General features: G+C 36.6%; 26 protein-coding genes. 13 read left to right on the top strand and 13 right to left on the bottom strand.

Annotated features, from left to right (window positions below):
- Window position 1: 1 nt before the first annotated feature.
- Entirely contained in the window at window positions 2-607 is a 606-nt protein-coding gene (gene cdaS, locus DPQ31_RS24410; protein WP_001158745.1) for a sporulation-specific diadenylate cyclase CdaS, read from the bottom strand.
- A 143-nt stretch (window positions 608-750) separates the two neighbouring features.
- On the opposite strand from cdaS, the gene DPQ31_RS24405 reads away from it, so the two are divergent.
- The gene (locus DPQ31_RS24405) at window positions 751-2,475 is read left to right on the top strand and encodes a phospho-sugar mutase (protein ID WP_208731121.1); all 1,725 of its coding nucleotides are present in this window, start codon (window positions 751-753) and stop codon (window positions 2,473-2,475) included.
- A 108-nt stretch (window positions 2,476-2,583) separates the two neighbouring features.
- Complete coding sequence (gene galU, locus DPQ31_RS24400) at window positions 2,584-3,471, top strand: UTP--glucose-1-phosphate uridylyltransferase GalU (protein ID WP_000757818.1); 888 nt, start codon at window positions 2,584-2,586, stop codon at window positions 3,469-3,471.
- Window positions 3,472-3,516: 45 nt separating this feature from the next.
- Here the strand turns inward: galU and DPQ31_RS24395 are convergent, their stop codons facing one another.
- Complete coding sequence (locus tag DPQ31_RS24395) at window positions 3,517-4,110, bottom strand: biotin transporter BioY (protein WP_001252145.1); 594 nt, start codon at window positions 4,108-4,110, stop codon at window positions 3,517-3,519.
- Between the two features lie 50 nt (window positions 4,111-4,160).
- Window positions 4,161-4,904 (bottom strand): DUF3298 and DUF4163 domain-containing protein, encoded by a 744-nt coding sequence (locus tag DPQ31_RS24390; RefSeq protein ID WP_199632682.1) that lies wholly within the window; start codon window positions 4,902-4,904, stop codon window positions 4,161-4,163.
- A 93-nt stretch (window positions 4,905-4,997) separates the two neighbouring features.
- Here DPQ31_RS24390 and DPQ31_RS24385 point away from each other — a divergent pair, with 93 nt between their 5' ends.
- Window positions 4,998-5,381 carry a hotdog fold thioesterase gene (locus DPQ31_RS24385; protein ID WP_001140604.1) on the top strand — a complete coding sequence of 128 codons (384 nt, stop codon included), beginning with the start codon at window positions 4,998-5,000 and terminating at the stop codon, window positions 5,379-5,381.
- Between the two features lie 38 nt (window positions 5,382-5,419).
- Here the strand turns inward: DPQ31_RS24385 and DPQ31_RS24380 are convergent, their stop codons facing one another.
- Window positions 5,420-6,796 carry a glycine--tRNA ligase gene (locus DPQ31_RS24380; RefSeq protein ID WP_199632681.1) on the bottom strand — a complete coding sequence of 459 codons (1,377 nt, stop codon included), beginning with the start codon at window positions 6,794-6,796 and terminating at the stop codon, window positions 5,420-5,422.
- Window positions 6,797-7,142: 346 nt separating this feature from the next.
- A complete protein-coding gene (locus tag DPQ31_RS24375) occupies window positions 7,143-7,856 on the bottom strand; it encodes a DNA alkylation repair protein (RefSeq protein ID WP_000553335.1) in 714 nt (237 codons plus the stop codon).
- A 117-nt stretch (window positions 7,857-7,973) separates the two neighbouring features.
- On the opposite strand from DPQ31_RS24375, the gene DPQ31_RS24370 reads away from it, so the two are divergent.
- Complete coding sequence (locus DPQ31_RS24370) at window positions 7,974-8,441, top strand: hypothetical protein (RefSeq protein WP_000390112.1); 468 nt, start codon at window positions 7,974-7,976, stop codon at window positions 8,439-8,441.
- A 110-nt stretch (window positions 8,442-8,551) separates the two neighbouring features.
- Here the strand turns inward: DPQ31_RS24370 and DPQ31_RS24365 are convergent, their stop codons facing one another.
- A complete protein-coding gene (locus DPQ31_RS24365) occupies window positions 8,552-9,877 on the bottom strand; it encodes an ArsB/NhaD family transporter (RefSeq protein ID WP_000545233.1) in 1,326 nt (441 codons plus the stop codon).
- A 289-nt stretch (window positions 9,878-10,166) separates the two neighbouring features.
- On the opposite strand from DPQ31_RS24365, the gene kapD reads away from it, so the two are divergent.
- The gene (gene kapD / locus DPQ31_RS24360; RefSeq protein WP_000344367.1) at window positions 10,167-10,790 is read left to right on the top strand and encodes a 3'-5' exonuclease KapD; all 624 of its coding nucleotides are present in this window, start codon (window positions 10,167-10,169) and stop codon (window positions 10,788-10,790) included.
- Window positions 10,791-10,831: 41 nt separating this feature from the next.
- Here the strand turns inward: kapD and DPQ31_RS24355 are convergent, their stop codons facing one another.
- Window positions 10,832-11,215 (bottom strand): kinase-associated lipoprotein KapB, encoded by a 384-nt coding sequence (locus tag DPQ31_RS24355; protein WP_001209336.1) that lies wholly within the window; start codon window positions 11,213-11,215, stop codon window positions 10,832-10,834.
- Between the two features lie 164 nt (window positions 11,216-11,379).
- On the opposite strand from DPQ31_RS24355, the gene DPQ31_RS24350 reads away from it, so the two are divergent.
- Both DPQ31_RS24350 and sodC read left to right on the top strand, forming a co-directional pair.
- Window positions 11,380-11,556, top strand: coding sequence for a hypothetical protein (locus DPQ31_RS24350; protein ID WP_000982764.1), 177 nt, complete (start codon window positions 11,380-11,382; stop codon window positions 11,554-11,556).
- 68 nt (window positions 11,557-11,624) lie between these two features.
- On the top strand, window positions 11,625-12,164 hold the full coding sequence (gene sodC, locus DPQ31_RS24345; RefSeq protein ID WP_000746516.1) for a superoxide dismutase [Cu-Zn]: 540 nt from the start codon (window positions 11,625-11,627) through the stop codon (window positions 12,162-12,164).
- 219 nt (window positions 12,165-12,383) lie between these two features.
- Here the strand turns inward: sodC and DPQ31_RS24340 are convergent, their stop codons facing one another.
- On the bottom strand, window positions 12,384-13,535 hold the full coding sequence (locus DPQ31_RS24340; protein WP_199632679.1) for a MalY/PatB family protein: 1,152 nt from the start codon (window positions 13,533-13,535) through the stop codon (window positions 12,384-12,386).
- A gap of 117 nt (window positions 13,536-13,652) precedes the next feature.
- On the opposite strand from DPQ31_RS24340, the gene DPQ31_RS24335 reads away from it, so the two are divergent.
- Window positions 13,653-13,904 carry a YugE family protein gene (locus DPQ31_RS24335; RefSeq protein WP_000537646.1) on the top strand — a complete coding sequence of 84 codons (252 nt, stop codon included), beginning with the start codon at window positions 13,653-13,655 and terminating at the stop codon, window positions 13,902-13,904.
- Between the two features lie 181 nt (window positions 13,905-14,085).
- On the opposite strand, the gene DPQ31_RS24330 is transcribed toward DPQ31_RS24335, so the two are convergent.
- Both DPQ31_RS24330 and DPQ31_RS24325 read right to left on the bottom strand, forming a co-directional pair.
- A complete protein-coding gene (locus tag DPQ31_RS24330) occupies window positions 14,086-14,925 on the bottom strand; it encodes an alpha/beta fold hydrolase (protein WP_001015213.1) in 840 nt (279 codons plus the stop codon).
- Window positions 14,926-15,034: 109 nt separating this feature from the next.
- Window positions 15,035-16,015 (bottom strand): 2-hydroxyacid dehydrogenase, encoded by a 981-nt coding sequence (locus DPQ31_RS24325; RefSeq protein WP_199632678.1) that lies wholly within the window; start codon window positions 16,013-16,015, stop codon window positions 15,035-15,037.
- Between the two features lie 244 nt (window positions 16,016-16,259).
- Between DPQ31_RS24325 and DPQ31_RS24320 the strand changes: the two genes are divergently transcribed.
- From DPQ31_RS24320 to yugI, 3 genes are all read left to right on the top strand, one after another.
- Window positions 16,260-16,757 (top strand): Lrp/AsnC family transcriptional regulator, encoded by a 498-nt coding sequence (locus tag DPQ31_RS24320; RefSeq protein ID WP_000255691.1) that lies wholly within the window; start codon window positions 16,260-16,262, stop codon window positions 16,755-16,757.
- On the top strand, window positions 16,754-17,944 hold the full coding sequence (locus DPQ31_RS24315; RefSeq protein WP_199632677.1) for an aminotransferase: 1,191 nt from the start codon (window positions 16,754-16,756) through the stop codon (window positions 17,942-17,944). The genes DPQ31_RS24320 and DPQ31_RS24315 overlap by 4 nt, the downstream gene beginning before the upstream one ends.
- 253 nt (window positions 17,945-18,197) lie before the next feature.
- Window positions 18,198-18,542 (top strand): S1 domain-containing post-transcriptional regulator GSP13, encoded by a 345-nt coding sequence (yugI, locus tag DPQ31_RS24310; protein ID WP_000003767.1) that lies wholly within the window; start codon window positions 18,198-18,200, stop codon window positions 18,540-18,542.
- 109 nt (window positions 18,543-18,651) lie between these two features.
- Here the strand turns inward: yugI and DPQ31_RS24305 are convergent, their stop codons facing one another.
- Window positions 18,652-18,885 (bottom strand): DUF378 domain-containing protein, encoded by a 234-nt coding sequence (locus DPQ31_RS24305; RefSeq protein WP_000105788.1) that lies wholly within the window; start codon window positions 18,883-18,885, stop codon window positions 18,652-18,654.
- A 275-nt stretch (window positions 18,886-19,160) separates the two neighbouring features.
- Between DPQ31_RS24305 and DPQ31_RS24300 the strand changes: the two genes are divergently transcribed.
- Together DPQ31_RS24300 and DPQ31_RS24295 are read left to right on the top strand one after the other, a co-directional pair.
- Window positions 19,161-20,513: a glucose-6-phosphate isomerase gene (locus DPQ31_RS24300; RefSeq protein ID WP_000103665.1), complete on the top strand. Its 1,353-nt coding sequence runs from the start codon at window positions 19,161-19,163 to the stop codon at window positions 20,511-20,513.
- Window positions 20,514-20,621: 108 nt separating this feature from the next.
- Window positions 20,622-21,035, top strand: a complete 414-nt coding sequence (locus DPQ31_RS24295; RefSeq protein ID WP_000612324.1) for a YugN-like family protein — start codon at window positions 20,622-20,624, stop codon at window positions 21,033-21,035.
- On the opposite strand, the gene DPQ31_RS24290 is transcribed toward DPQ31_RS24295, so the two are convergent.
- Entirely contained in the window at window positions 21,022-22,017 is a 996-nt protein-coding gene (locus DPQ31_RS24290; RefSeq protein WP_208731118.1) for a potassium channel family protein, read from the bottom strand. The genes DPQ31_RS24295 and DPQ31_RS24290 overlap by 14 nt on opposite strands.
- Window positions 22,018-22,111: 94 nt before the next feature.
- Window positions 22,112-22,792 carry an MgtC/SapB family protein gene (locus DPQ31_RS24285; protein ID WP_000386692.1) on the bottom strand — a complete coding sequence of 227 codons (681 nt, stop codon included), beginning with the start codon at window positions 22,790-22,792 and terminating at the stop codon, window positions 22,112-22,114.
- Window positions 22,793-23,215 lie beyond the last annotated feature (423 nt).

The raw sequence follows: 23,215 nt of genomic DNA, 5'->3' as shown, positions 1-23,215 counted from the left end.
CTTATAAAGAAATCGTATATAACGTCCCGCTTAAAGCAAAGGAAGTACGTCCTGTTTCTTCAGAGACAACTAAAATAAGTGCGTCACTTTTTTCTGATAAGCCAATTGCAGCTCTGTGACGTGTTCCTAGTTCAGGATCAACTTCCGTACTTTTCGTTAACGGAAGAATATTAGCTGCTGAAACAATATGATTATTTTTAACGAGAACGGCTCCGTCATGAAGAGGATTACCTGGATAAAAAATTGATTCGAGTAACGGTGCAGTTAAATGAGCGTTTAATGTTGTGCCAGTTTGAATACAAGATTCAAGCGTCTCGTTTCGTTCCACAACGATAAGAGCACCGTGTTTGCGGGCACTTAAATGTTGGACAGCAGTTGTGATAAAATGTGAGCTTTCTGTATAAGGTGATAAATACGCCTGAATATAGTATGTAGCTGCCAATGTTTGTACATTTGCCAACATATGATGAATCTCTTCCATTTTACATAAAATACATTCATCTTCTTTATCAATTGCTTGCCTCATAATAGATAATTCTTTTTCAGCGCTTTCAATCATTTGCTTTGTTTGTATTTTGAGCTCTTCGGACAAGCCCCATTCTTGCATAATCCTCATTCCCTTTGGTGGAGTATTTAACCATAGTGTATACAAATATTCCTAGTAAAATCCTGCTATATTTTATAAAATATTGAGATACAGGTTGTTTTTTTCATATAATAAAGGTATGACAAGCGGGAGGAGATAGAGATATGAATTGGAAACAAGAATTTAGTCGCTGGCTTTCATATGCAGAATTAGACGTAGAATTAAAAGAACAGCTAGAAAACATGAAGCAAGATGAGAAGAAAATTGAGGATAGCTTTTATAAAAATTTAGAGTTCGGTACAGGTGGTATGCGTGGTGAACTTGGTGCTGGTACGAACCGATTAAATGTATATACAGTTCGTAAAGCGACACAAGGATTAGCGAAATTTATTGAAAAATTAGGTGAAGAAGCAAAGGAACGTGGTGTTGTTGTAGCATATGATTCTCGTCATAAATCACCTGAATTTGCAATGGAAGTAGCTGCAACACTTGGTGCACATGGTATTAAAACATATGTATTTGAAAGCTTACGCCCAACGCCGGTGCTTTCTTTCGCAGTTCGTCATTTACATACAGTAAGTGGAATCGTTCTTACGGCAAGCCATAATCCGCCTGAATATAATGGTTATAAAGTATATGGTGACGATGGTGGACAGTTGCCTCCAAAAGAAGCTGATGAGTTAATTAGTTACGTAAATGCAGTAGAAGATGAATTAACAGTTGAAGTAGCTGATGTAGAGCAATTAAAAGCTGAAGGTTTATTACATATTATTGGACAAGAAGTAGATGATGCATATGCTGCAGAATTGAACGATGTCATTATTAATAAAGAAATGGTACAAAAGGTAGGGAAAGACTTAAAAATCGTCTTTACACCATTACACGGAACATCAAATCTTTCTGTACGCCGTGGTTTAGAGGAAGTTGGATTTACAGATGTAACGGTTGTAAAAGAGCAAGAGTTACCAGATCCAAACTTCTCTACAGTAAAATCACCGAACCCAGAAGAGCATGCAGCGTTTGAATATGCAATTCGTGACGGTGAAAAAATTGGTGCAGATGTGCTAATCGCAACAGACCCTGATGCAGACCGTCTAGGTGTAGCAGTTCGTAATCATGATGGTGAGTTCCAAGTATTAACTGGTAACCAAACAGGTGCATTAATGCTTGATTACTTACTATCTCAAAAGAAAGAAAACGGAACGCTTCCAGAGAACGGTGTTGTATTAAAAACAATCGTAACGTCTGAAATTGGTCGTACAATTGCAAAAGCATACGGTTTAGATACAGTTGATACGTTAACTGGATTTAAATTTATTGGTGAAAAAATTAAACAGTACGAAGAAAGCGGACAATATGAATTCCAATTCGGTTATGAGGAAAGCTATGGTTATTTAATCCGTCCATTCTGCCGTGATAAAGATGCGGTACAGTCTGTTTTATTTGCATGCGAAGTAGCTGCATACTACAAATCACAAGGTAAAACGTTATATGATGGTTTATTAGAAGTATTTGAGAAGTACGGTTTCTTCCGTGAAGATCTTGTGTCATTAACGTTAAAAGGGAAAGATGGAGCGGAAAAAATTCAAGAGATGATGGCGACATTCCGTGAAAATCCTCCGAAAGAAGTAGCGGGCTTAACAGTCGTAGCGGTTGAAGACTATAAAACAAGCATCGTTACATCTTTACAAGATGGACATAAAGAAGAGATTCACTTACCGAAATCAAATGTGTTAAAATATCAATTAGAAGATGGTTCTTGGTTCTGCTTACGTCCATCTGGAACAGAGCCGAAAATCAAGTTTTACTTTGGTGTAAAAGATAATTCTTTACAAAATAGTGAACAAAAGTTACTTACTATTAAAGAAGATATTATGAATCGTTTATAATATAAATTAATTTTAGGTAGTCAGAACAAAAGGGAAGCAAAACTTCCCTTTTGTTCTATGTAAGGAAATAATCGTTATTGATCCTGACAGAAGAGAGGGTATTTTGTTATGAAAAAAGTAAGAAAAGCGATAATCCCAGCAGCTGGATTAGGAACACGTTTTTTACCAGCTACAAAAGCAATGCCAAAAGAAATGTTACCGATAGTAGATAAACCAACTATTCAATATATTGTCGAAGAAGCAATACAATCAGGAATCGAAGATATTATTATCGTTACTGGTAAAACAAAGCGATCTATTGAAGATCATTTTGATAATGCATTTGAATTAGAGCAAAATTTATTAGAAAAGAAAAAGTATGAGTTACTTGAAAAAGTACAGGCTTCTTCAAAAATGGTAGATATTCATTATATCCGTCAAAAAGAACCAAGAGGATTAGGACACGCAGTTTGGTGTGCACGTAAATTCATCGGTGATGAACCATTTGCTGTTTTATTAGGTGATGATATCGTTCAAGCTGAAAAACCATGTTTACGTCAGTTAATGGACGAATATGATAAAACACTTTCTTCTGTTATTGGTGTACAAACGGTTCCAGAAGATGAAACACATCGCTATGGAATTATCGACCCATTAGAGCAGGAAGGACGTCGTTACCAAGTTCGTAATTTCGTTGAGAAACCAGCAGCAGGTACAGCACCATCAAACTTAGCAATTATGGGACGTTACGTCTTAACGCCTGAAATTTTCATGTTCTTAGAACAGCAAAATGTCGGTGCTGGCGGTGAAATTCAGTTAACAGATGCAATTCAAAACTTAAATGAAATTCAACGAGTATTTGCTTACGACTTCGAAGGAAAACGCTACGATGTTGGTGAAAAGTTAGGATTCGTTCAAACGACAATTGAAATGGCCCTGCAACACCCAGAATTACGTGGTGACATGGTTACAATGATGAAGAGAATTTTAGAAGAACAAACGAATCAAGAGTCTTAATATAAAAAAAGAGTTATTTCAGTGTACTGAAATAACTCTTTTTTATTAAGAAATCGTCGAATGAGAACGTTGATAAGCAGAACGGCGTACAGCATAGTATATGCGAGGTGCGATAATAGCACCGATAATTGTAAATGCGATATCTTTTACTGCAAACCACATCATAATCATCCAGGCAGCTTTATAACTCATATTACCGCCCATGAAGAGATTGACCGCCCCGTACATGTAAGTAGTACCGATAATATAAGTTAAAATGATTCCTGTGAAAGAAGCGATAGCAAATGTACTGAATGTTGGTCTTTCTTTTTGTTCTACTATTTTTCCTGATACGTAAGCAACGATAATAAATGCGATAATAAAACCACCAGTAGGATCTAAAAGTGCTCCGAATCCAGCTTTGAAGTTAGCGAAGATTGGTGCGCCGGCTACGCCAACTAGCATATACACAGTCATTGATAATGCACCAAGTCTACTTCCAAGAAGAAGGCCTGCTAAAATTGCGAAAAATGGTTGCATAGATAACGGAACGCCCGCTATTTGCAGGAATGGCGCCCAAGATACAATATTTGCACCAATGGCCATAAGAGCAACAAACATGGCAGCTAATGCTAAATCTAAAACATGAAATCTTCTCATAATGTTAACCTCCTGTTGTTTTTAGGTTAACATTATCGTAGCGAAAATATTTACTTGTTGTCAATCAAATTATTTTGATAAGAAGGCTTCAAATAGTCTCTTAGCAACGTATACGGAATACGAAATTGTGGAATGCCGCTTGAATAAGGAGCGATCTCATATAAAGGGAAATAAATAACGAGATTGTTTGGTTCTAAAAAGAAGTGAAACTTTTTAGCACTCATTACTTTTTCCGTTGCATCAGGAAAATAAATACTTTCATTTTGTTTAATTTGCCTTACAATTTCTGCACGGATTACTTCTTTATATTTATCTTCTTTTTGAAATAAATCGTCTAAGCGTAGTAATTTTTTTTCATTTAAATCAAATGTGTTTGCTTTCCACGTATAAAGGCCGTGTGCCCCGCCCGTATATTGATAGTAATTCACATATAGGCTGAGAAAAGGTGGTTTATTTAAGGAGATTTTATAATCAACATTCGCCACGTACGGATGGAAGGGTGTACTAGACCCTTCTGTTTCTTTATAATATTTTTTTGCTTCTTTTTCTAATTTGTTTTTAAATTTGTCAGTAGATTTTTTGTAATAGAAATTGAGCTTATTTTGAAATTTAGAATCGGAAAAATTGTGAAAAGAAGGCCTACTAATTTGATATTCTATATAAGGTTTCTTACCTTTTTGCGTTATAGTCTGAACATCGATTGTCAGGTTAGATGCTTTGGCTGCCATTGCACAATTTGGTACAATAGTCAGCAAGGAGAACATGAGCAATAGTATACAAAGTTTCTGTTTCATTGTGGTGAAACCTCCTTATATAAGTGTTATAGGTAGTTTGAAAATAAATAGGTAAAATTATACATTTAATTAAAGAGAGAAGGCGAAAACGATATGGCAAAAACTTTAATGGACTCACTTGGAATTGAGTTGTTAGAAATGACAGAAGATAAAGTAGTTGCTACGATGCCTGTTGACGAGCGTACGCATCAGCCGTTTGGATTTTTACATGGTGGTGCTTCTATTGCGTTAGCGGAAACAGTAGCAAGTGTTGGATCATATAATTTAATTGATCAAGAGAAATGTATTTGTTTCGGTCTAGAAATTAATGCAAATCATATTCGCTCAAAGAAAGATGGAATCGTAACAGCAATCGGGACACCGATACATAGAGGACATTCAACGATGGTTTGGGATATTCGTATCATTGATGAAAATGATGATTTAATATGTATTTCAAGATGTACAGTAGCAATTAAAGAAAAACGTGAAAAATAAAAAAGAGGCAGCTCTCATGAGCAGCCTCTTTTTTATAATTAGAACTGGATTTTCTTTTCTAAGAAACCTTTTAGTTCGCTAATTGGCATACGAACTTGTTCCATTGTGTCACGGTCACGTACTGTAACAGCTTTGTCTTCAACAGAGTCGAAGTCGTATGTGATACAGAATGGTGTACCGATTTCGTCTTGACGACGGTAACGTTTACCGATAGAACCAGTTTCATCAAAGTCTACCATGAAGTCTTTAGCTAGTTCTGCGAATACTTCAGTAGCACCTTCAGATAGCTTTTTAGATAATGGTAAGATTGCTGCTTTGTATGGTGCTAAAGCAGGGTGGAAACGAAGAACTGTACGAGAATCGTTTTCTAATTGCTCTTCTTCATATGCATCACATAAGAACGCTAATGTTACACGGTCTGCGCCTAAAGATGGCTCGATGCAGTATGGTACGTAACGCTCGTTCGTTTGTGGATCGATATAGTTAAAGTCTTCGTTAGAGTGTTCCATGTGACGTTTTAAATCGAAGTCTGTACGAGATGCAACGCCCCATAGTTCGCCCCAACCGAATGGGAATTTGAATTCAATGTCAGTTGTTGCGTTACTGTAGTGAGATAGCTCTTCCTCACCGTGGTCACGAAGACGCATGCTCTCTTCATGCATACCAAGTGAAAGTAACCAGTTTTTACAAGTTTCACGCCAGAATGCGAACCACTCTAAATCTTCACCAGGCCTACAGAAGAATTCAAGTTCCATTTGTTCGAATTCACGTGTACGGAATGTGAAGTTACCAGGCGTGATTTCGTTACGGAAACTCTTACCAATTTGGCCAATACCAAATGGAAGTTTTTTACGCATAGAGCGTTGTACGTTTTTGAAGTTTACGAAAATACCTTGTGCTGTTTCAGGACGAAGGAAGATTTCGTTTGTGCTAGACTCTGTAACACCTTGGAATGTTTTGAACATTAAGTTGAACTGACGAATTTCAGTGAACTCTTCACTACCACAATCAGGACATTTTACTTCATGTTCTTTCATTAAGTCAGCCATTTGGTCGAAAGTAAGACCGTCAACAACCATTTCAATGCCTTTTGCATCTAATGCATCTTCAATTAATTTGTCAGCACGGTGACGCGCTTTACATTTTTTACAGTCGATCATTGGATCGTTGAAGTTACCAACGTGACCAGAAGCGATCCAAGTTTTTGGGTTCATTAAAATAGCTGCATCTAAACCAACGTTGTGTGGAGATTCTTGAATGAATTTTTTCCACCAAGCTTTTTTAACGTTATTTTTTAATTCGATTCCAAGTGGACCGTAATCCCAAGTGTTTGCAAGACCACCGTAAATTTCAGAACCAGGGAAAACAAAACCGCGATGTTTCGCTAAGTTTACAACTTGTTCCATTGAATACATAATAAAATCCTCCTTTTGAAAGTTAACGTATTGGCGATGACGTGCTCTGGTACTTGTGAAATGCGCAGTATATGCTTTGAAAAACATAAAAAAACGCTCATCCCAAGGCATATTTGCCTAGGGACGAGCGTTTGCCCGCGGTTCCACCCTAGTTGATACACAAAATGTGCATCCACTTTATCATGTAATGCTCGAGACTGCCGTTTCCTTGCGTCTTCAGGCTTTCACTATCCCTGAATCGCTTTTTGTGCAAGTACTTATAAGTCCGTCATCGCTACTTATATTAATAATAATGAACATATTCTAACACGTTCTTTTTTAAATCTCAATAGAGGAACGCGTCTATCTATGATAGAGTCTCGCCTATTTTTTCGTTATTTATTCCGTAATTTTGTTTAATATGCTTAATTGCTTCACGTTTACTGAGCGGGGCAAGCTCGTTATTTTGCACGTATTCCCAAACGATATCAGGCTTTGTTTTTGCATACTCGCGAAGAACCCAGCCGATCGCTTTTTGAATGAAAAATTCTTTTGAAGAATGTAGTTGTCCAATAATCCAGAAAAGAAGTTCTTCATCCATCTTTTGTTTATATTTTAGTTGGAATAAAATAGCGGCACGTTGTAACCATATGTTATCTGATGCAATCCATTTTGGAATATATGCAGAAATTAATTCGGGATGTTGTAAAAAGATAGTACCTAAAAATGTAGGGACGATGCTATCAACAGAATCCCACCAAGATTTCGTAACAATAAGTTCTTCTAAAAATGGGATATGAGTTTCGTTTATATGCTTTTTATATTTTTGCATAATATCAAGTGCGGCAGCTTGATATTCACGTTCTGGTAAGTTCCAAAGTTCACGTACGATAATTTGGAAGTCTTTTTTATCTGGGAGAGTATGTATTTGAATGACGTCTTTTAATAATTGGCGTCTTTCCGGTGTTTGAATACCTAGAAATGGGAAGTGATTTTTCATATAACGAGCCATTGGTTCTGCCTTTTCAGGATTTTGATGAGCTGTAAAATGCTCTTGTAATGCTTGTACAAATGGATGCATAAGTGTTTCTCCTCTCTTATTACCTTTCTTCTCTTATTATACAAAGAGTTTGGTTAAATTTTAAAACATAACTTGCAATGTAATGAAATATGTTGAAAAGAGAGGGGAGAGGATAAGATGGAAGATCAGAGCGTACTAGCAGGTTTCTTTGCTCTTAGTTTTGCGTTTATTCTTGTTATAATAATTTGGGCAATTATTTCGTATTTGTTAACGGCTTTTGCACTTTATACGATGGCAAAAAATGATGGTGCAACTGATGGGGTTCTTGCGTTTATTCCATTTTTGAATAGTAAGACGTGGGGTGACTTGGCGAAGGATAAATTACCAGATTTCTTGAAAGAAGAGGCAGGGTGGAAAGTATTCGGTATATATGTCGCATGTTTCATCTTTAACTTCGTACCAATTATAAGTTTACTAGCAACAGCCGTATCGATTGTGCTGTCCATTTATCTCATCTACGCTATTTTAGACAGATATGGAACGAACTCTATACTATTTACGATTATTCATGTAATCACATTTTCGGTTTTCTTGCCGATTCATTTATTCATTATCCGAAATGAGCCGGTAAGATATAACGAGTAGATATATGCGGGGAGCTGTTTCGAAGCTATTTTGGAACAGCTCTTTGTTGGTTAATTGATATTTCGTTGACTAAGAAAAAAGGGCTGCCACATAGGACAGCCCTTTTTCTACTACATAAGATAGCGTAAATAAATGTAAATATGAGAAATGATTAATGAAACAATCATAATTGGGAAGCCGACTTTAAGGAATTCCATGTAGCTAAATTTATGTCCTTCACGACTTGCGATTCCGGCTACGATTACGTTAGCAGAAGCACCGATTAAAGTTCCATTTCCACCTAGGCAAGCACCTAATGCTAATGCCCACCATAATACGTCGATTTGTGCGTCAGAAGGTGATAAACCTAGCCCAACTGCCATATCGTTAATAAGTGGAATCATTGTTGCAACGAATGGAATGTTATCGATTGTTGCAGAGGCGATACCAGATACCCATAGAATAAGGATAGATGCATGAGAAATATCTCCGCCTGTTATTCCGACTACCTTTTGAGCTAACATTTTGATAAGACCGATATCGATAAGTCCTCCAACGAGTACGAATAGTCCCGCGAAGAAGAAAATCGTCACCCATTCTACGCTTGCGAATACTTCTTCAATTTCATGTTCTTTCACACCGATTAGCATAAGTACAGTAGCACCAGTCAAGGCGATAATAGCTGCATCAACATGGAAAATGGAATGAGTCATGAAACCTACAATTGTAAGTCCAAGTACTGTTAAAGATTTTTTCATTAATACTGGATCTTTAATGTATTGTTTTTCATCTAAGCTCATTAATTTTTTAACTTGTACAGGATCAGCAATTAATTGTTTACGGTACATGAAGTAAAGTATTGTTGCTGTAACTGCAATAATAATAATTACGATTGGTGCTAGATTCAGTAAGAAAGCATTGAAGTCTAGGTGCTTATTTGCAGAACCAATCATAATATTTGGCGGATCACCAATTAATGTTGCTGTTCCCCCAATGTTTGAAAAAATAATTTCAGAAAGTAAATAAGGAACAGGATTTACTTGCAAGATGCGCGTAATAGATAAAGTAACTGGAACAACAAGAAGTACAGTTGTAACGTTATCTAAAAATGCGGAGCCAAGCGCGGTAAGTAGGGAAAGGGAAATTAAAATTTTAATTGGATTTCCTTGTGCCCCTTTTGCTGCTTTAATGGCAACGTATTGGAAAACACCTGATTTACTCGTAATGTTCACCAAAATCATCATACCGATGAGTAGCGTAATCGTTCCCCATTCAATATGTTTCGTAAAGGCGTTATGTAAATCGACGACCCCCACAATTACCATGAGTGCTGCACCAAGAAGTGCGATGACAGCGCGATTAATTTTTTCAGAAATAATAATGGCATATGTAATTAAAAAGACTGCGATAGCAAAATAATACTGCCAGTTAGCGAGTTCTTGCGTTGTTTCGTGCAAAAATCTCATCTCCTTTCATTCATTTTTCTTAGTGTGTCAAATATTAACTAGATGAAACACACATAACGTCATTATAAAGTAGAAAAACTGCGGATGTAAATGAAAGGAGGGATTTTGTCATATTTTCTGCATAGGTCATTTTTTCTCATTTTTAAAAATATTTGTGGGCATTTGACATATATATAAGATACATCCAATCTGAATATTTAAAATGGAATTAGCATTCGAGCTTGTTCGTGTAGGAGTGTCAAATAGAAAGGAATGACAAAGATGATAAGGAAGGGATCGTATGGATGAACAACGATTTTTATTTTTAGATTTTGAGTTTACGATGCCCCAGCATCGAAAGAAACCAAAAGGATTTTTCCCGGAAATTATTGAGGTAGGACTCGTCTCGGTTGTAGGTTGTAAGGTAGAAGATACGTATTCATCACATGTCAGGCCGAAAACATTTCCTTCTTTAACAGATCGATGCAAGAAATTTTTAGGAATTAAACAAGAAATCGTGGATAAAGGAATTTCATTTCCTGAACTCATTGATAAACTTGCAGAATACGAAAAAAGATGTAAACCGACCATTGTAACGTGGGGAAATATGGATATGAAAGTGCTGAAGCATAATTGTGAAATGTCGGGAGTAGCTTTTCCGTTTTTCGGACAGTGTCGTGATTTATCGCTTGAGTATAAGAAGTTTTTTGGAGAAAGAAATCAAACAGGATTATGGAAAGCGATTGAGGCGTATGGAAAAGTAGGAACGGGTAAGCATCATTGTGCGCTAGATGATGCGATGACGACGTACAATATTTTTAAATTAGTAGAAAAAGATAAAGAGTATTTAGTGAAACCAGCACCTCCAACATTAGGGGAACTCGTGGACTTTTCAAAAGTGTTAAAGAAAGTGAGTACACAGTAACGACCAAATTGCACAGTATGTAATTTGGTCGTTTTGTTTTTTTAAAGTTTGTAGTCTTTTTTTAACTGCTCTAATGTTTCTAGACTACGAACCGCAAAAGGTGAATCATCTTCAGAAAATGAATTCATTTGAGTTTCTAATGCTAATTTGAGTGAATCTGTATAATCTAGAATCTCTCCTTCATATTTCTTCACCATTTGTTCTGGAATGTTCGTCTGTTCACGGAAAGCTAAAGCACGTCTTTCATGGAAAAATGGTACGTCAGCTTGTTTTACGTTATGTAAGTCACCTTGCACCGGATGTTTTAAAACAGCTAATACTTTTACGACGTAACTGCCAGGGCGGCTATTTGTAACTTCGCCGATGTATTTTCCCGTTTTATAAATACCAGTAACGATTTCACCAATTTCAAATGTTTCTCTCATATTTTTCACCTCAAGTTTATAGTAAGGAAAGTAGGAGAAGGAGTCAAAGAAATCATTCGCTTTCGGAACGCCCCTTGAGAATATGAATTGGTTCAACTATAATTTAAAATAATATAACAGAAAATTCTGATGGTTTTTGAATCCTACAATAAGGAGTGTTTCATATGATGCCTTTATATTTTCCGGAAGATAAAACAGAATATATTATTCCAGGGATTGTTTGCGTTCTATTTATCATTGGTGCCGTTGCTACGTGGCGTATGTTCATTCGTGTATCCAAACGAGAAGCAGAGCGATTACAGAAAGTAGAAGAAAAGCTTTTAGCTGAAAAGAAACGGTAATTCATTTTTGTATGTTTCCCTCTATGCTCGGACAATCTAAGGGCAGAATGTATTTTGGAGGGAATAGAATGAAAAAACGGCTTTTTTTCAGTTGTTGTTTATTATTTCTGATGGCAGGTTGTGACCAAGGAAAGCCGAAAGAAATTGAAGTGAAATTACATAATGCTTCAGGAGATGAAGTAGGGACTGCGAAAGTAGTTCAGCAAACAAGTGGAGTGAAAATTACGATTAAAGGGGAAGGTTTCGCGCCTGGTCCGCACGGCATACATGTACATGAAATTGGAGAGTGTAAAGCGCCTCGTTTTGAATCGTCTGGTAATCATTTTAATCCAGATAATAAAAAGCATGGCTTACTCAATCCGAAGGGTGCGGAAAATGGTGATTTACCGAATGTAATTGCAGATGGTTCTGGAAAGATTAAAGCGGATATCGATGCACCGCACATAACGCTTGAAGAAGGGAAAACGACGATTCATAGAAAAGATGGAGCGTCTATTATTATTACTGAAAACCCTGATGATGGCATGACACAACCAACGGGTAAATCTGGTGATCGAATTGCTTGCGGTGTGATTGTAAAAAAAGCGTCGGATATGAAGAAAAAGTAAAAGCTACCGTGGATGGTAGCTTTTTTTGTGAAACGTAATTGGAAATATATCAGCGATTATTGAAATATATTGACCGCAACTCAAAATATATCGGCGATTATTGAAATATTTCGACTGTAACTCAAAATATATCAGCGATTTTTAAAATATATCGATTTACCGACAAAAATTGAGAAAGAAGCCTGCCCAAAATTGATTCGTGGGCAGGATCCTTTCTTATTATGAAAACGTATGGCGCAGTCTGTTTAAAATTTCTTCTAAAACAGATCGTGGACAGCCAATGTTAATTCGAATATGTTCTTCGCCGCCTAATCCGTACTTTTCACCAGGTTCGACGATAAGTTTTCCTTTTTCCTCAAGTAACGTGGTGCGCTCGTTTTGAGAAAGTTTTAGGTGAGAACAATCAATCCATAATAAAAAGCTACCTTCTGGCTTCGTTACGGAAAGAGTAGGTATGTGATTTTTGATATATTCACAAGCGAATTGAGCGTTATCTTCTATATATAGTCGGATTTCATTTAGCCAATCATTACATTCTGTATAGGCGCTTTGCATCGCGGTATAAGCAAATGTATTTAGCCCATGGAACCCTTGTCTATATTGAATAGACGTAAAGGTATTACGTAGTTTTTCATTTGGAATAATAATGATAGATGCTTGTAATCCAGCTATATTAAATGTTTTACTTGGAGCCATACAAGTAATGGTACGTGCTGCTAATTCTTCAGATAAAGAAGCGAATGGTGTATGAGTACGATCTCCGTAAATAATATCAGCATGAATTTCATCTGAGACAACAATTACATTATATTTTGTACATAACGCTCCGAGCTTCATTAGCTCGTCTTTCGTCCAAACGCGTCCAATAGGATTGTGAGGACTACAAAGAAGCATTAGTTTAATCCCTTGTTGAAATTGTTTTTCTAAATGATCGAAGTCTATCATATATGTGCCATCTTGTTTATATAATGGGCTCACGCATAATTGTCTGTTGTTTGTTGTAACCATTTCGAAAAATGGAGGATAAATAGGTGGTTGTACAAGAACGGATTCGTTTTCCTTTGTGAAAGCTTGTACGCTCGTACTAAGAGCTGGAACGATCCCCGCACTAAATACGATCCATTCTTTTTGAATATCCCATTCGTACTGTTTTTTTGTCCAGTTACAAATAATGTCTCCAATATGTTCAGGTGGAAGTGTATAGCCAAAAATAGGGTGTTCGATACGTTTTTGTAATGCAGTTTGAATTGGTTTTGGTACTTCAAAATCCATATCGGCAATCCAGGCATGAATGAGTTCTTCGTTTTTATAAGTATCCCATTTTGTACTATGTGTTCCGCGCCGATTTACCGTTTTATGAAATAGCTGCATATGTTTGCCCCTTTCTTCTGTGAAACTGCTAAGTTATGAAAGTTCTCTCTCTTCTTATAGAATAGCTGATGTGATAGGATAAAGAAAAGTATTAAAAAGTGAAAAGGCGGGAAGTAGATGGGTACATATGAAAAGATGATAGAGGTTGTGAAGAATTGGGATCCGTTTCGAATGGGACCGGAGTTTTATGAAACAGAAGCGAGCGATGTAGTGAACGTCGTAACTGTGTTTGACGATTCGAAATATATTGCAAAGAAGATTCAACATATATACTTTATGTCTTTTGAGGAAGTACCTGCGCTTGAAAAATGTGAGAAATTAGCTGAAGAGTTACTTGTATTAAAAGAAGGCGGAAGTTGCTCATTATAGACTGTCGGAATTTCCGACAGTCTTTTTTATATTATCCCGCTATTTGCAGGGCAGTAAGACCCCCACCTAAAAAGACGGTTGAGGCAAAGAAGTGAGGTGGGAGATCCACTGCTCGTAAAAGCCCGATTGGTGCGGGCTAATAATCAGCGGGGTGAAACATTCCGCTGATTAAAGTTTCACTTTATTGCGCGGAAAAAGCGATAATTTCTTCATAAACATGTTCAGGCTTTTCCTCAGGTAGTAAATGCCCTGTATTTTCATAAGAGATAAATGTTGAATTCGGTAAATCTTTATGGAGACGGTGTCCTACATGTACAGGGACGACGCGATCTTTTTCACCCCAAATGAGTAGTATAGGCGTTTCGATTTTTTGTAATTCAGTTGAAGATAAGTCACCTTCACGGTCTCGTATCATGCGAGTTAGGGCGGGGAATATACGGTTGTCATAAAAAGGAGCGGAGTAGCCTTCCTTCATTTCATCATCAATTAATGAGTGATCATGAACGACATTCATTAAGTTATGAACAATCCCGCGCCTTATAATCCAGTTCTTTACGTATAAATGAAAGAACGGTAAATAAGAAGAATACAGTAAAGGTAAGGTTGCGCGTGCTAAATAGCTAGAGCTACATAGTAAAATCGTCTTTGAGATTAGTTCAGGACGTATACGGTTTACATAGAGAGAAATTTGCCCGCCCATAGAATGCCCAATTAACACAATATTTGAGAGAGATAAATGTTCGATTAAATCGATAATAATGGTTGCTAAATTGTGATAAGAATACTTAAAGAGATGAGACTTATCACTTTTTCCGAATGGAGGCAAATCAAGAGCCAGTACTGTTCCTGCTTTCGATAGTAAAGGAATGAGACGGCGGTAACTGAATGAGGAAGATAAAAAGCCGTGAACGAGTACGAAAGTAGGACGTTTTGTTTTATTTTTATGTTCATACAATTCGTAATGAATAGTAGTGCCGCGAGTGGAAAAAGTGAAATAAGGACAAGTATATTCATGATTCATTTTTTGTCACTCCATTGATTTTTGTTCATATCATCTCCAAGGTAGAAAAAAATATGTTAACAAAAAAAGGCAAGATGACATTGTCATCTTGCCTTTCGCTTATTCATCATTACCCGCGAACAATATTAGGCGGTGTTTTTCCTTGTAACCCTGCAACTAAATTTTCAGCGGCTGTCATGGCCATTTGCTGTCGAGTTTTTAATGTCGCAGATCCGATGTGCGGTAAAGTCACAACATTTTGTAATGATAAGAGCGGATTATCTTTTTGAATCGGCTCTTGTGTAAAAGTATCAATGCCTGCTGCAAAGATTTTCTTTTCTGTTAAGGCATGGATTAAAGCTTCTTCATCTACTGTTTTCCCGCGAGATGCATTAATAAAGATTGCTGTTTCTTTCATTAATGAAAATTCCTTTTCTCCGATAAGATGATACGTTTCATCTGTTAATGGAGTAAGAAGAACAATAAAGTCAGACTGTTTTAGTAGCGTCTGTAAATCACAATATGTAGCATCGAATTTTTGCTCTGCTTCTTCTTTACGGCGACGGTTATAATAAAGAACATCCATATCAAATCCGAATTTTGCTCGTTTTGCAACGGCCTCACCAATTCGTCCCATTCCGATAATACCGATTGTACTATGGTGCACATCTAGTCCGAAATGTTCTTTTCCGATTTCAGCGTTCCACTCACCATTTTTCACATAGGAATCGAGTTCGCAAACACGACGACCAGCAGATAACATAAGAGCGAAAACGAGGTCAGCTACTGTATCATCCAATACGTATGGTGTATTCGTTCCGATGACATTTCGCTTTTCCATCGCTAGTAAATCAAAATTATCATAGCCAACAGAAATGTTACTCACTACTTTTAATTTCGGTGCTACATTTAACAATTCTTCATTTATGGCAGATCCGAAATTTAATAACCCATCTTTATCTTGTATCTTCTCTAATAGAACATCACGAGGTACTTTCTCATTTTGATTCCATTTTTCATAATCACAGTGTTCTGATAAATAGTTTTCTACAAATGTTGGAACTGGTTCAGCGATATATACTTTTGGTTTCACGGTTCCATCCCCTCTCACTTTTCTCCCTTGTTAACGGACAATAAAGCCTCCCGCCCCTAAAAATGCCTGAAGCAAAGAAGATAGGGGGAGACTAACTGCCCGTAAAAGCCCGATTGGTGTGGGCTAATAATCAGCGGGATGAACCTTTCCACTGATTAAAGTTTCACTTTATTTTGACATAATTCTCTAAAAAAATCTTCTTTTCAAACTGGAAAGGGTATTTGTATAATTTAGACAGAAACGAAAAGGAAGGATGATTTATATGGTGACTGAAAAGGAATTAGAATTATTGGCTTGTCTTGAAAAAAGTAGTCGTTTGTCTGTAGATACATTGGCGAAGCTATTAAATATAGAAGTAGAAGAAGTGAAGAAGATGGTTGCGAAATTAGAAAGTGAAAAGATTATTGTGGATTATGTAACACATATTGATTGGACAAAAGTAAAAGAACATACGGGTTTAACAGCGATGATTGATGTGAAAGTTACGCCGAAGCACGGTGTTGGGTTTGATGCAGTTGCTGAACAAATTTATCGCTATTCAGAAGTGAAATCCGTGTATTTAATGTCAGGGACATATGATCTTTCTATTACATTAGAAGGAAAGACGATGGGAGAAGTAGCGATGTTTGTTTCTGAGAAATTAGCAACGATTGAATCTGTCGTTTCTACAACAACTCATTTCATTTTGAAGAAGTATAAACATGAGGGAATTATTTATGAAAAAAACGATGATGATAAGCGAATTGTGGTGACACCATGAAGCAGTTTGAACTGTCTAGAGTAGCAGAATCTTTACAACCGTCTGGTATTCGAAAGTTTTTCGATTTAGCGGCAAGTATGAAAGGTGTTATTTCACTTGGAGTGGGAGAGCCTGACTTTGTTACACCTTGGAATGTAAGGCAAGCATGTATCCGTTCTTTAGAGCAAGGATATACAGCGTATACAGCAAATGCAGGATTATTGGAGCTCCGTCAAGAAATAGCAAAGTATCTAAAAAAACAATTTGCAGTATCTTATGATCCAAACGATGAAATCATTGTTACGGTTGGAGCGAGCCAAGCGTTAGATGTAGCGATGCGTGCCATTATAAATCCTGATGATGAAGTACTCATTATTGAACCGAGCTTCGTTTCTTATGCACCGCTTGTAACATTAGCTGGAGGAGTTCCAGTTCCTATAGCGACTACTTTAGAAAAAGAGTTTAAATTACAACCCGAACAAATTGAAGCAGCTATTACAGCGAAAACAAAGGCAATTTTACTTTGTTCCCCAAATAATCCAACAGGTGCAATGTTAAACAAATCCGAACTAGAAAAGTTAGCAGTAATGGTTGAGAAGTACAATTTAATCGTATTATCTGATGAAATTTATGCAGAGCTTGTATATGACGAAGTGTATACGAGTTTCGCGAGCATTCAAAACATGCGCGAACATACGATTTTAATTTCGGGATTTTCAAAAGGATTTGCGATGACAGGATGGCGTCTCGGTATGATCGCAGCTCCCGTTCAATTTTCAGAGTTGATGCTTAAAATTCATCAATATTCTATGATGTGTGCACCGACGATGTCCCAGTTCGCAGCTCTTGAAGCATTACGCGGAGGGAATGATGAAGTCATTCGAATGAGAAATAGCTATAAGAAACGCCGTAATTTTATGGCGACATCTTTCAATGAGATGGGATTAACGTGTCATGTGCCGGGCGGGGCGTTTTATGTCTTTCCTTCTGTTGCCTCAACTGGACTAACTTCAGCGGAATTTGCAGAACAGTTATTACTAGAAGAAAAAGTGGCTGTTGTACCTGGAAGTGTATTTGGAGAAAGTGGTGAAGGATTTATTCGTTGTTCGTATGCAACATCGCTTGAACAACTTATGGAAGCAATGAAGAGAATGGAACGGTTCGTCGAGAATAAAAAAAGGACAAAACATAGTACGTTTTGTCCATAAAAGGGGGGGAATACTAGAAAGCCATGTGTTAGTATTCTATCCCAATATTGGAGAATTATACGTGCTACAGGAAATTTTTTCGTGAATTTTGAATGAGTTCTGTCATAGTGGTATAATTTACTAATATAAGGTATGCGCCTGTTAGGTAGCGATACGTAACAGGCGTACTAATTAATCGGATATTTAAAATAAGTACATCTGTTTTGCAATCTACATTTGTAGAGAAAATGGTAAACGTATGGGAGTGTTTCATATGTCAGAACAATATACAACAGGAGTGGTTGTAACAGGGAAAGTGACTGGAATTCAAGATTACGGTGCATTTGTAGCGTTAGATGCAGAAACACAAGGACTTGTGCATATATCTGAAATTACAAATGGATATGTAAAGGATATTCATGACTTTTTGAAAGTCGGCGATACAGTAGAAGTAAAAGTACTTTCAATTGATGAAGAGCACAGAAAAATGAGTTTATCGTTAAAAGCTGCGAAAAGAAAACAAGGAAGGATTCTTATACCGAATCCATCTAAGGACGGATTTAATACGTTGCGAGAAAAGCTGACAGAATGGATTGAAGAGTCCGAGTTAACAAAGTAAAAGAGGAGCGCATATGAGCGTTCCTCTTTTACTTTATCTTATGATATATATTTGCAAATATGATTGCATGCAATCATATTCGTATGTCGGAGGTGAAAGGACATACTGATTATCGAATTTCGTTTGTTTCTGGGTGCGTACCAAGATTTTCAGATGGTTTAAACAGTAAACCAAGATTGATAAGCCCAGATATACCAACGATGCCGTAAATAATACGTGCAAGAGCTGAGTTTTGTCCGCCGAAAATGGCTGCTACTAAGTCAAACTGGAAGAACCCGATTAGTCCCCAGTTTACTGCACCAATTACAGTAAAGACTAATGCGATACGTTGCAATGTACTCATGAAAAACCCCCCCTTAATTGTGAAGCATGAGCAAGCGCTGAGTTAATCAACTCTTTTATAGAATGGTGCAGTTATGTTGTTTTTATACATAAAAAATGTGTGAAAAAAAGATGTATATACATCTATACCGAAAAATGCGAATTTTTATGCAAAAAATGAACTTTTTCTAAAAAATATATATTGGTTACGTTTACACTGGTTGAATCGCTTGATTTACAACTTCAGTTTCGCTAAAGTGAATACAGAAATACATATCCATAATTGGAGGGAAAAAGATGAGTACACATGTAACGTTCGACTATTCTAAAGCGTTATCCTTCATCGGTGAACATGAAATCACTTATTTACGTGATGCAGTGAAAGTAACACATCATGCAATCCACGAAAAAACTGGAGCTGGGAACGATTTCCTTGGGTGGGTAGAGCTTCCGCTTCAATATGACAAAGAAGAATTTGCTCGCATTCAAAAATGCGCAGAAAAAATTAAAAATGACTCTGACATTTTACTTGTTGTAGGTATCGGTGGTTCTTACCTAGGAGCGCGTGCAGCAATCGAAATGTTAAACCATTCATTCTACAATACGCTTTCTAAAGAACAACGTAAAACTCCACAAGTGCTATTTGTTGGACAAAACATTAGCTCCACTTACATGAAAGATTTAATGGATGTATTAGAAGGTAAAGACTTCTCTATTAACGTTATTTCCAAATCAGGTACAACAACAGAGCCTGCACTTGCATTCCGTATTTTCCGTAAGTTATTAGAAGAGAAGTATGGAAAAGAAGAAGCTCGCAAACGTATTTATGCAACTACAGATAAAGCGCGTGGTGCATTAAAAACATTAGCTGATAACGAAGGCTACGAAACATTCGTAATTCCAGATGATGTTGGAGGACGTTTCTCTGTATTAACGCCAGTTGGTTTATTACCAATCGCAGTAAGTGGCTTAAATATTGAAGAGATGATGAAAGGTGCAGCTGCTGGTCATGACGACTTCGGGGCATCAGAACTAGAAGAAAACCCAGCTTATCAATACGCAGTAGTTCGTAACGCTTTATACAATAAAGGAAAAACAATTGAAATGCTTGTTAACTATGAGCCAGCGCTTCAATACTTCGCTGAGTGGTGGAAACAGTTATTTGGTGAAAGTGAAGGAAAAGATCAAAAAGGTATTTTCCCATCTTCAGCAAACTTCTCAACTGATTTACACTCATTAGGTCAATACGTTCAAGAAGGTCGTCGTGACTTATTTGAAACAGTTCTTAAAGTAGGTAAATCTACACATGAACTGACAATCGAATCAGAAGAAAACGATTTAGATGGATTAAACTACCTTGCTGGTGAAACTGTAGACTTCGTAAACACAAAAGCATATGAAGGTACATTACTTGCACATAGCGATGGCGGAGTACCAAACTTAATCGTAAATATTCCTGAATTAAATGAGTACACATTCGGTTACCTTGTATACTTCTTCGAAAAAGCATGTGCGATGAGCGGCTACTTATTAGGCGTAAATCCATTTGACCAACCAGGAGTAGAAGCATACAAGAAAAACATGTTTGCTTTACTTGGTAAACCAGGATTTGAAGAATTAAAAGCAGAATTAGAAGAGCGTTTAAAATAATAAAAAGCGACCGAAGATCCGGTCGCTTTTTATTATTTTACTGAAATGTCCATCGGTATATTCAAACTAGAATGGGTATGCTAAAGGAAAAGTCTTGGAGGGATGGGCTTGATTCCGATTCAATCAAAGTTAAAAGGACATACATATGCGTTATATAAGTTAGAAGAGGTTATGAAACCACTTGGATATAGTATTGGTGGCAATTGGGATTACGATAAAGGGTGCTTTGATTACAAAATCGACGAAGAAGATGGCTATCAATTTTTACGAGTGCCATTTACAGCTGTGGATGGGGAATTAGATGTGCCTGGTGTAATAGTCCGTCTTGAAACGCCGTATATTCTTTCGCATGTGTATCAAGACGAACTAGATGATAATGTGAATGCGTTAACAGCTGGAACGAGCGGATTTGATCAATTTGCTGAGCCGAAAGATCCAGATGGAGATGTGAAAAGTAAGTATATTAATATTGGGAAAGTATTAGTACAGGAACTAGAGCGTCACTTTTTTAATGGTGAATAACAATAAGTATGTCGCTTTCGATAAGAATGAAGGTATGGACTGGGTTAATCATATATTGATCGTCACGCTTTATACCTAGTAAGAGAATGTTTTGTTTTAAAAGAGTATAGCTACAATTTGCAAAAGTTTGTCCGGTGCAAGGCGGAGAAAGCTCCATCAGTTGCAATTTGTTATCAGAGATTTCATCGTAAAGTGAGAATAGTACACCTGAAATAGAAGGAAATAAAAGAGAAGCGGTAAATACATAGCTCGTTAATTTATTTCCTTCTATAATTTCTGATACACCAGCTCTCGTTGCATTTTGAATTTGATCCGAAGTAAGAAGTTCAGCGATGCAATGAATGTTTGGATTAAGTCCTTTTGCAGTTAAAATATTTAAGATGGACTGTGTATCAGCTAAGCTTTCATTTTTTTCTTTATCAGCCGTTATTAATATGGTGTGTGCCGTTGTAATGTTAGCTTTTAATAACGTTTGATCGTGATGTGGACAACCTTTTATAAACTCTAAATGATGAAATGGTTTTGGAAGTAAAGAAAGTGTTTCATCAATTAAAACGATATCAAGGTTTGGTTGTAAGATGTGCATTTGTTTTACAACATGTTTTGCCCGTTCGTTCCATCCGACAATAATCATATGAGCGCTAGCAGTCGCAGCTTCTTCTCCTTTAACTTTCATATATTGTTTATTAATCATATCAGTGGCGAATAGAACCATATAATAAGAACAAAAACCGGTTCCAAATAAAATAATACTCATACCGATGAGTTTGCCTATTAGTGTATGTGGGGCGAAGTCACCATAGCCAACAGTGAAAATTGTAACGATTGACCACCAAATTCCATCAAACCATGTGGTGAAGTGCGATGGTTCTAATCTATGTATAAGAAAGCCGGAAAAAGCAGTAAGTACAACAATAAAGCAAATTAAACGAAAAATAATGGAATCACGAAATGTATCTACTAAATTTGGACGGGATTTCAATTGCCAATTCCTCCTTACTTTGCAGGACTACATTCATTGTTACCATTATAGAAAAAAGAAAAACTCTCTAATTTAAAAGAGAGTTTGTTTTCTATTACATACTTTCAACTTCAGTTTGTTGAACACTTTCAAGGTGTTGAAGAGCATAATAAACATCAGCAGTATGTCTTTTTTGATCGATAGACAATTTTAAATGTAAATAGTGCGAACCATTTTCCAATGTTTTGAGCTTCATGTTCTTAACTTTTATATCCATTTCTTTTATTTCTTCAATTACGATCGGGATATTGTCCATATTTCGTACAACAAGTTTCACTGCGATATCACGTTGACGAAATGACCTAGGTCCTATAAATTTCATCGTTAATGGTATAAGTTCTACACTAATCATAAGGAAGCACATTCCGAAAATCGCTTCAATATAGAAACCAGCTCCAACGGCAATGCCAATACCAGAAGCACCCCAAATCATGGCGGCGGTCGTTAGCCCAGCAATACTATCGTTTCCTCTTCGTAAAATAACACCTGCACCTAAAAAACCAATTCCTGATACAATTTGAGCAGCAAGTCGAAGGGGGTCCATATTCATATGGTCGGTATGTGGTAAATTGTAAGCTGCTTTAATAGAAACAATAGTGAGGAGGCAACTAATAATAGAGATAACTAAACAAGTCTTTAAACCAAGTGGTTTACGTTTTAATTCACGTTCTAAACCGATGGCGAATCCTAAAATAGCCGAGAGACCTAGTTTGAGTAATAAATCGGTATAGTCCATATGTATTCCTCCTTGTATGATATTTTATAGGAATAAAACGTTTATTATAGAAAGAAACGGTTTTTGATAGAGTAACTTTATATAGAATATATGTAGGAATTGCTTATACATGAAGAGATATTTCGTTTAAGTATATGATATTAAAAAAGAAATGTGGGTGGTTTTAAAAAAAGTTTATAAAAGGTGTTGCATTTCAATTTTCACCATGATATATTAATAACCGTCGCTGATGCGGAAACGCAGAAAACGACAAAAAAGAAATTAAAAAACTTAGTTGACATCGAAAAACGAAGATGTTAACATAAGGAAGTCGCAAATGAGCGACCAAGTAGTTCTTTGAAAACTGAACGAAACAAACAACGTGAAACGTCAATTTTTATTTTTAGATGCTAGACAAACTAACTTTATTGGAGAGTTTGATCC

It is taken from the genome of Bacillus sp. COPE52, assembly GCF_003355115.1.
Lineage (GTDB): Bacteria > Bacillota > Bacilli > Bacillales > Bacillaceae_G > Bacillus_A > Bacillus_A toyonensis.
The sequence above is the reverse complement of the archived record's forward strand: the minus strand, read 5'-3'. Positions and strand labels throughout refer to the sequence as shown.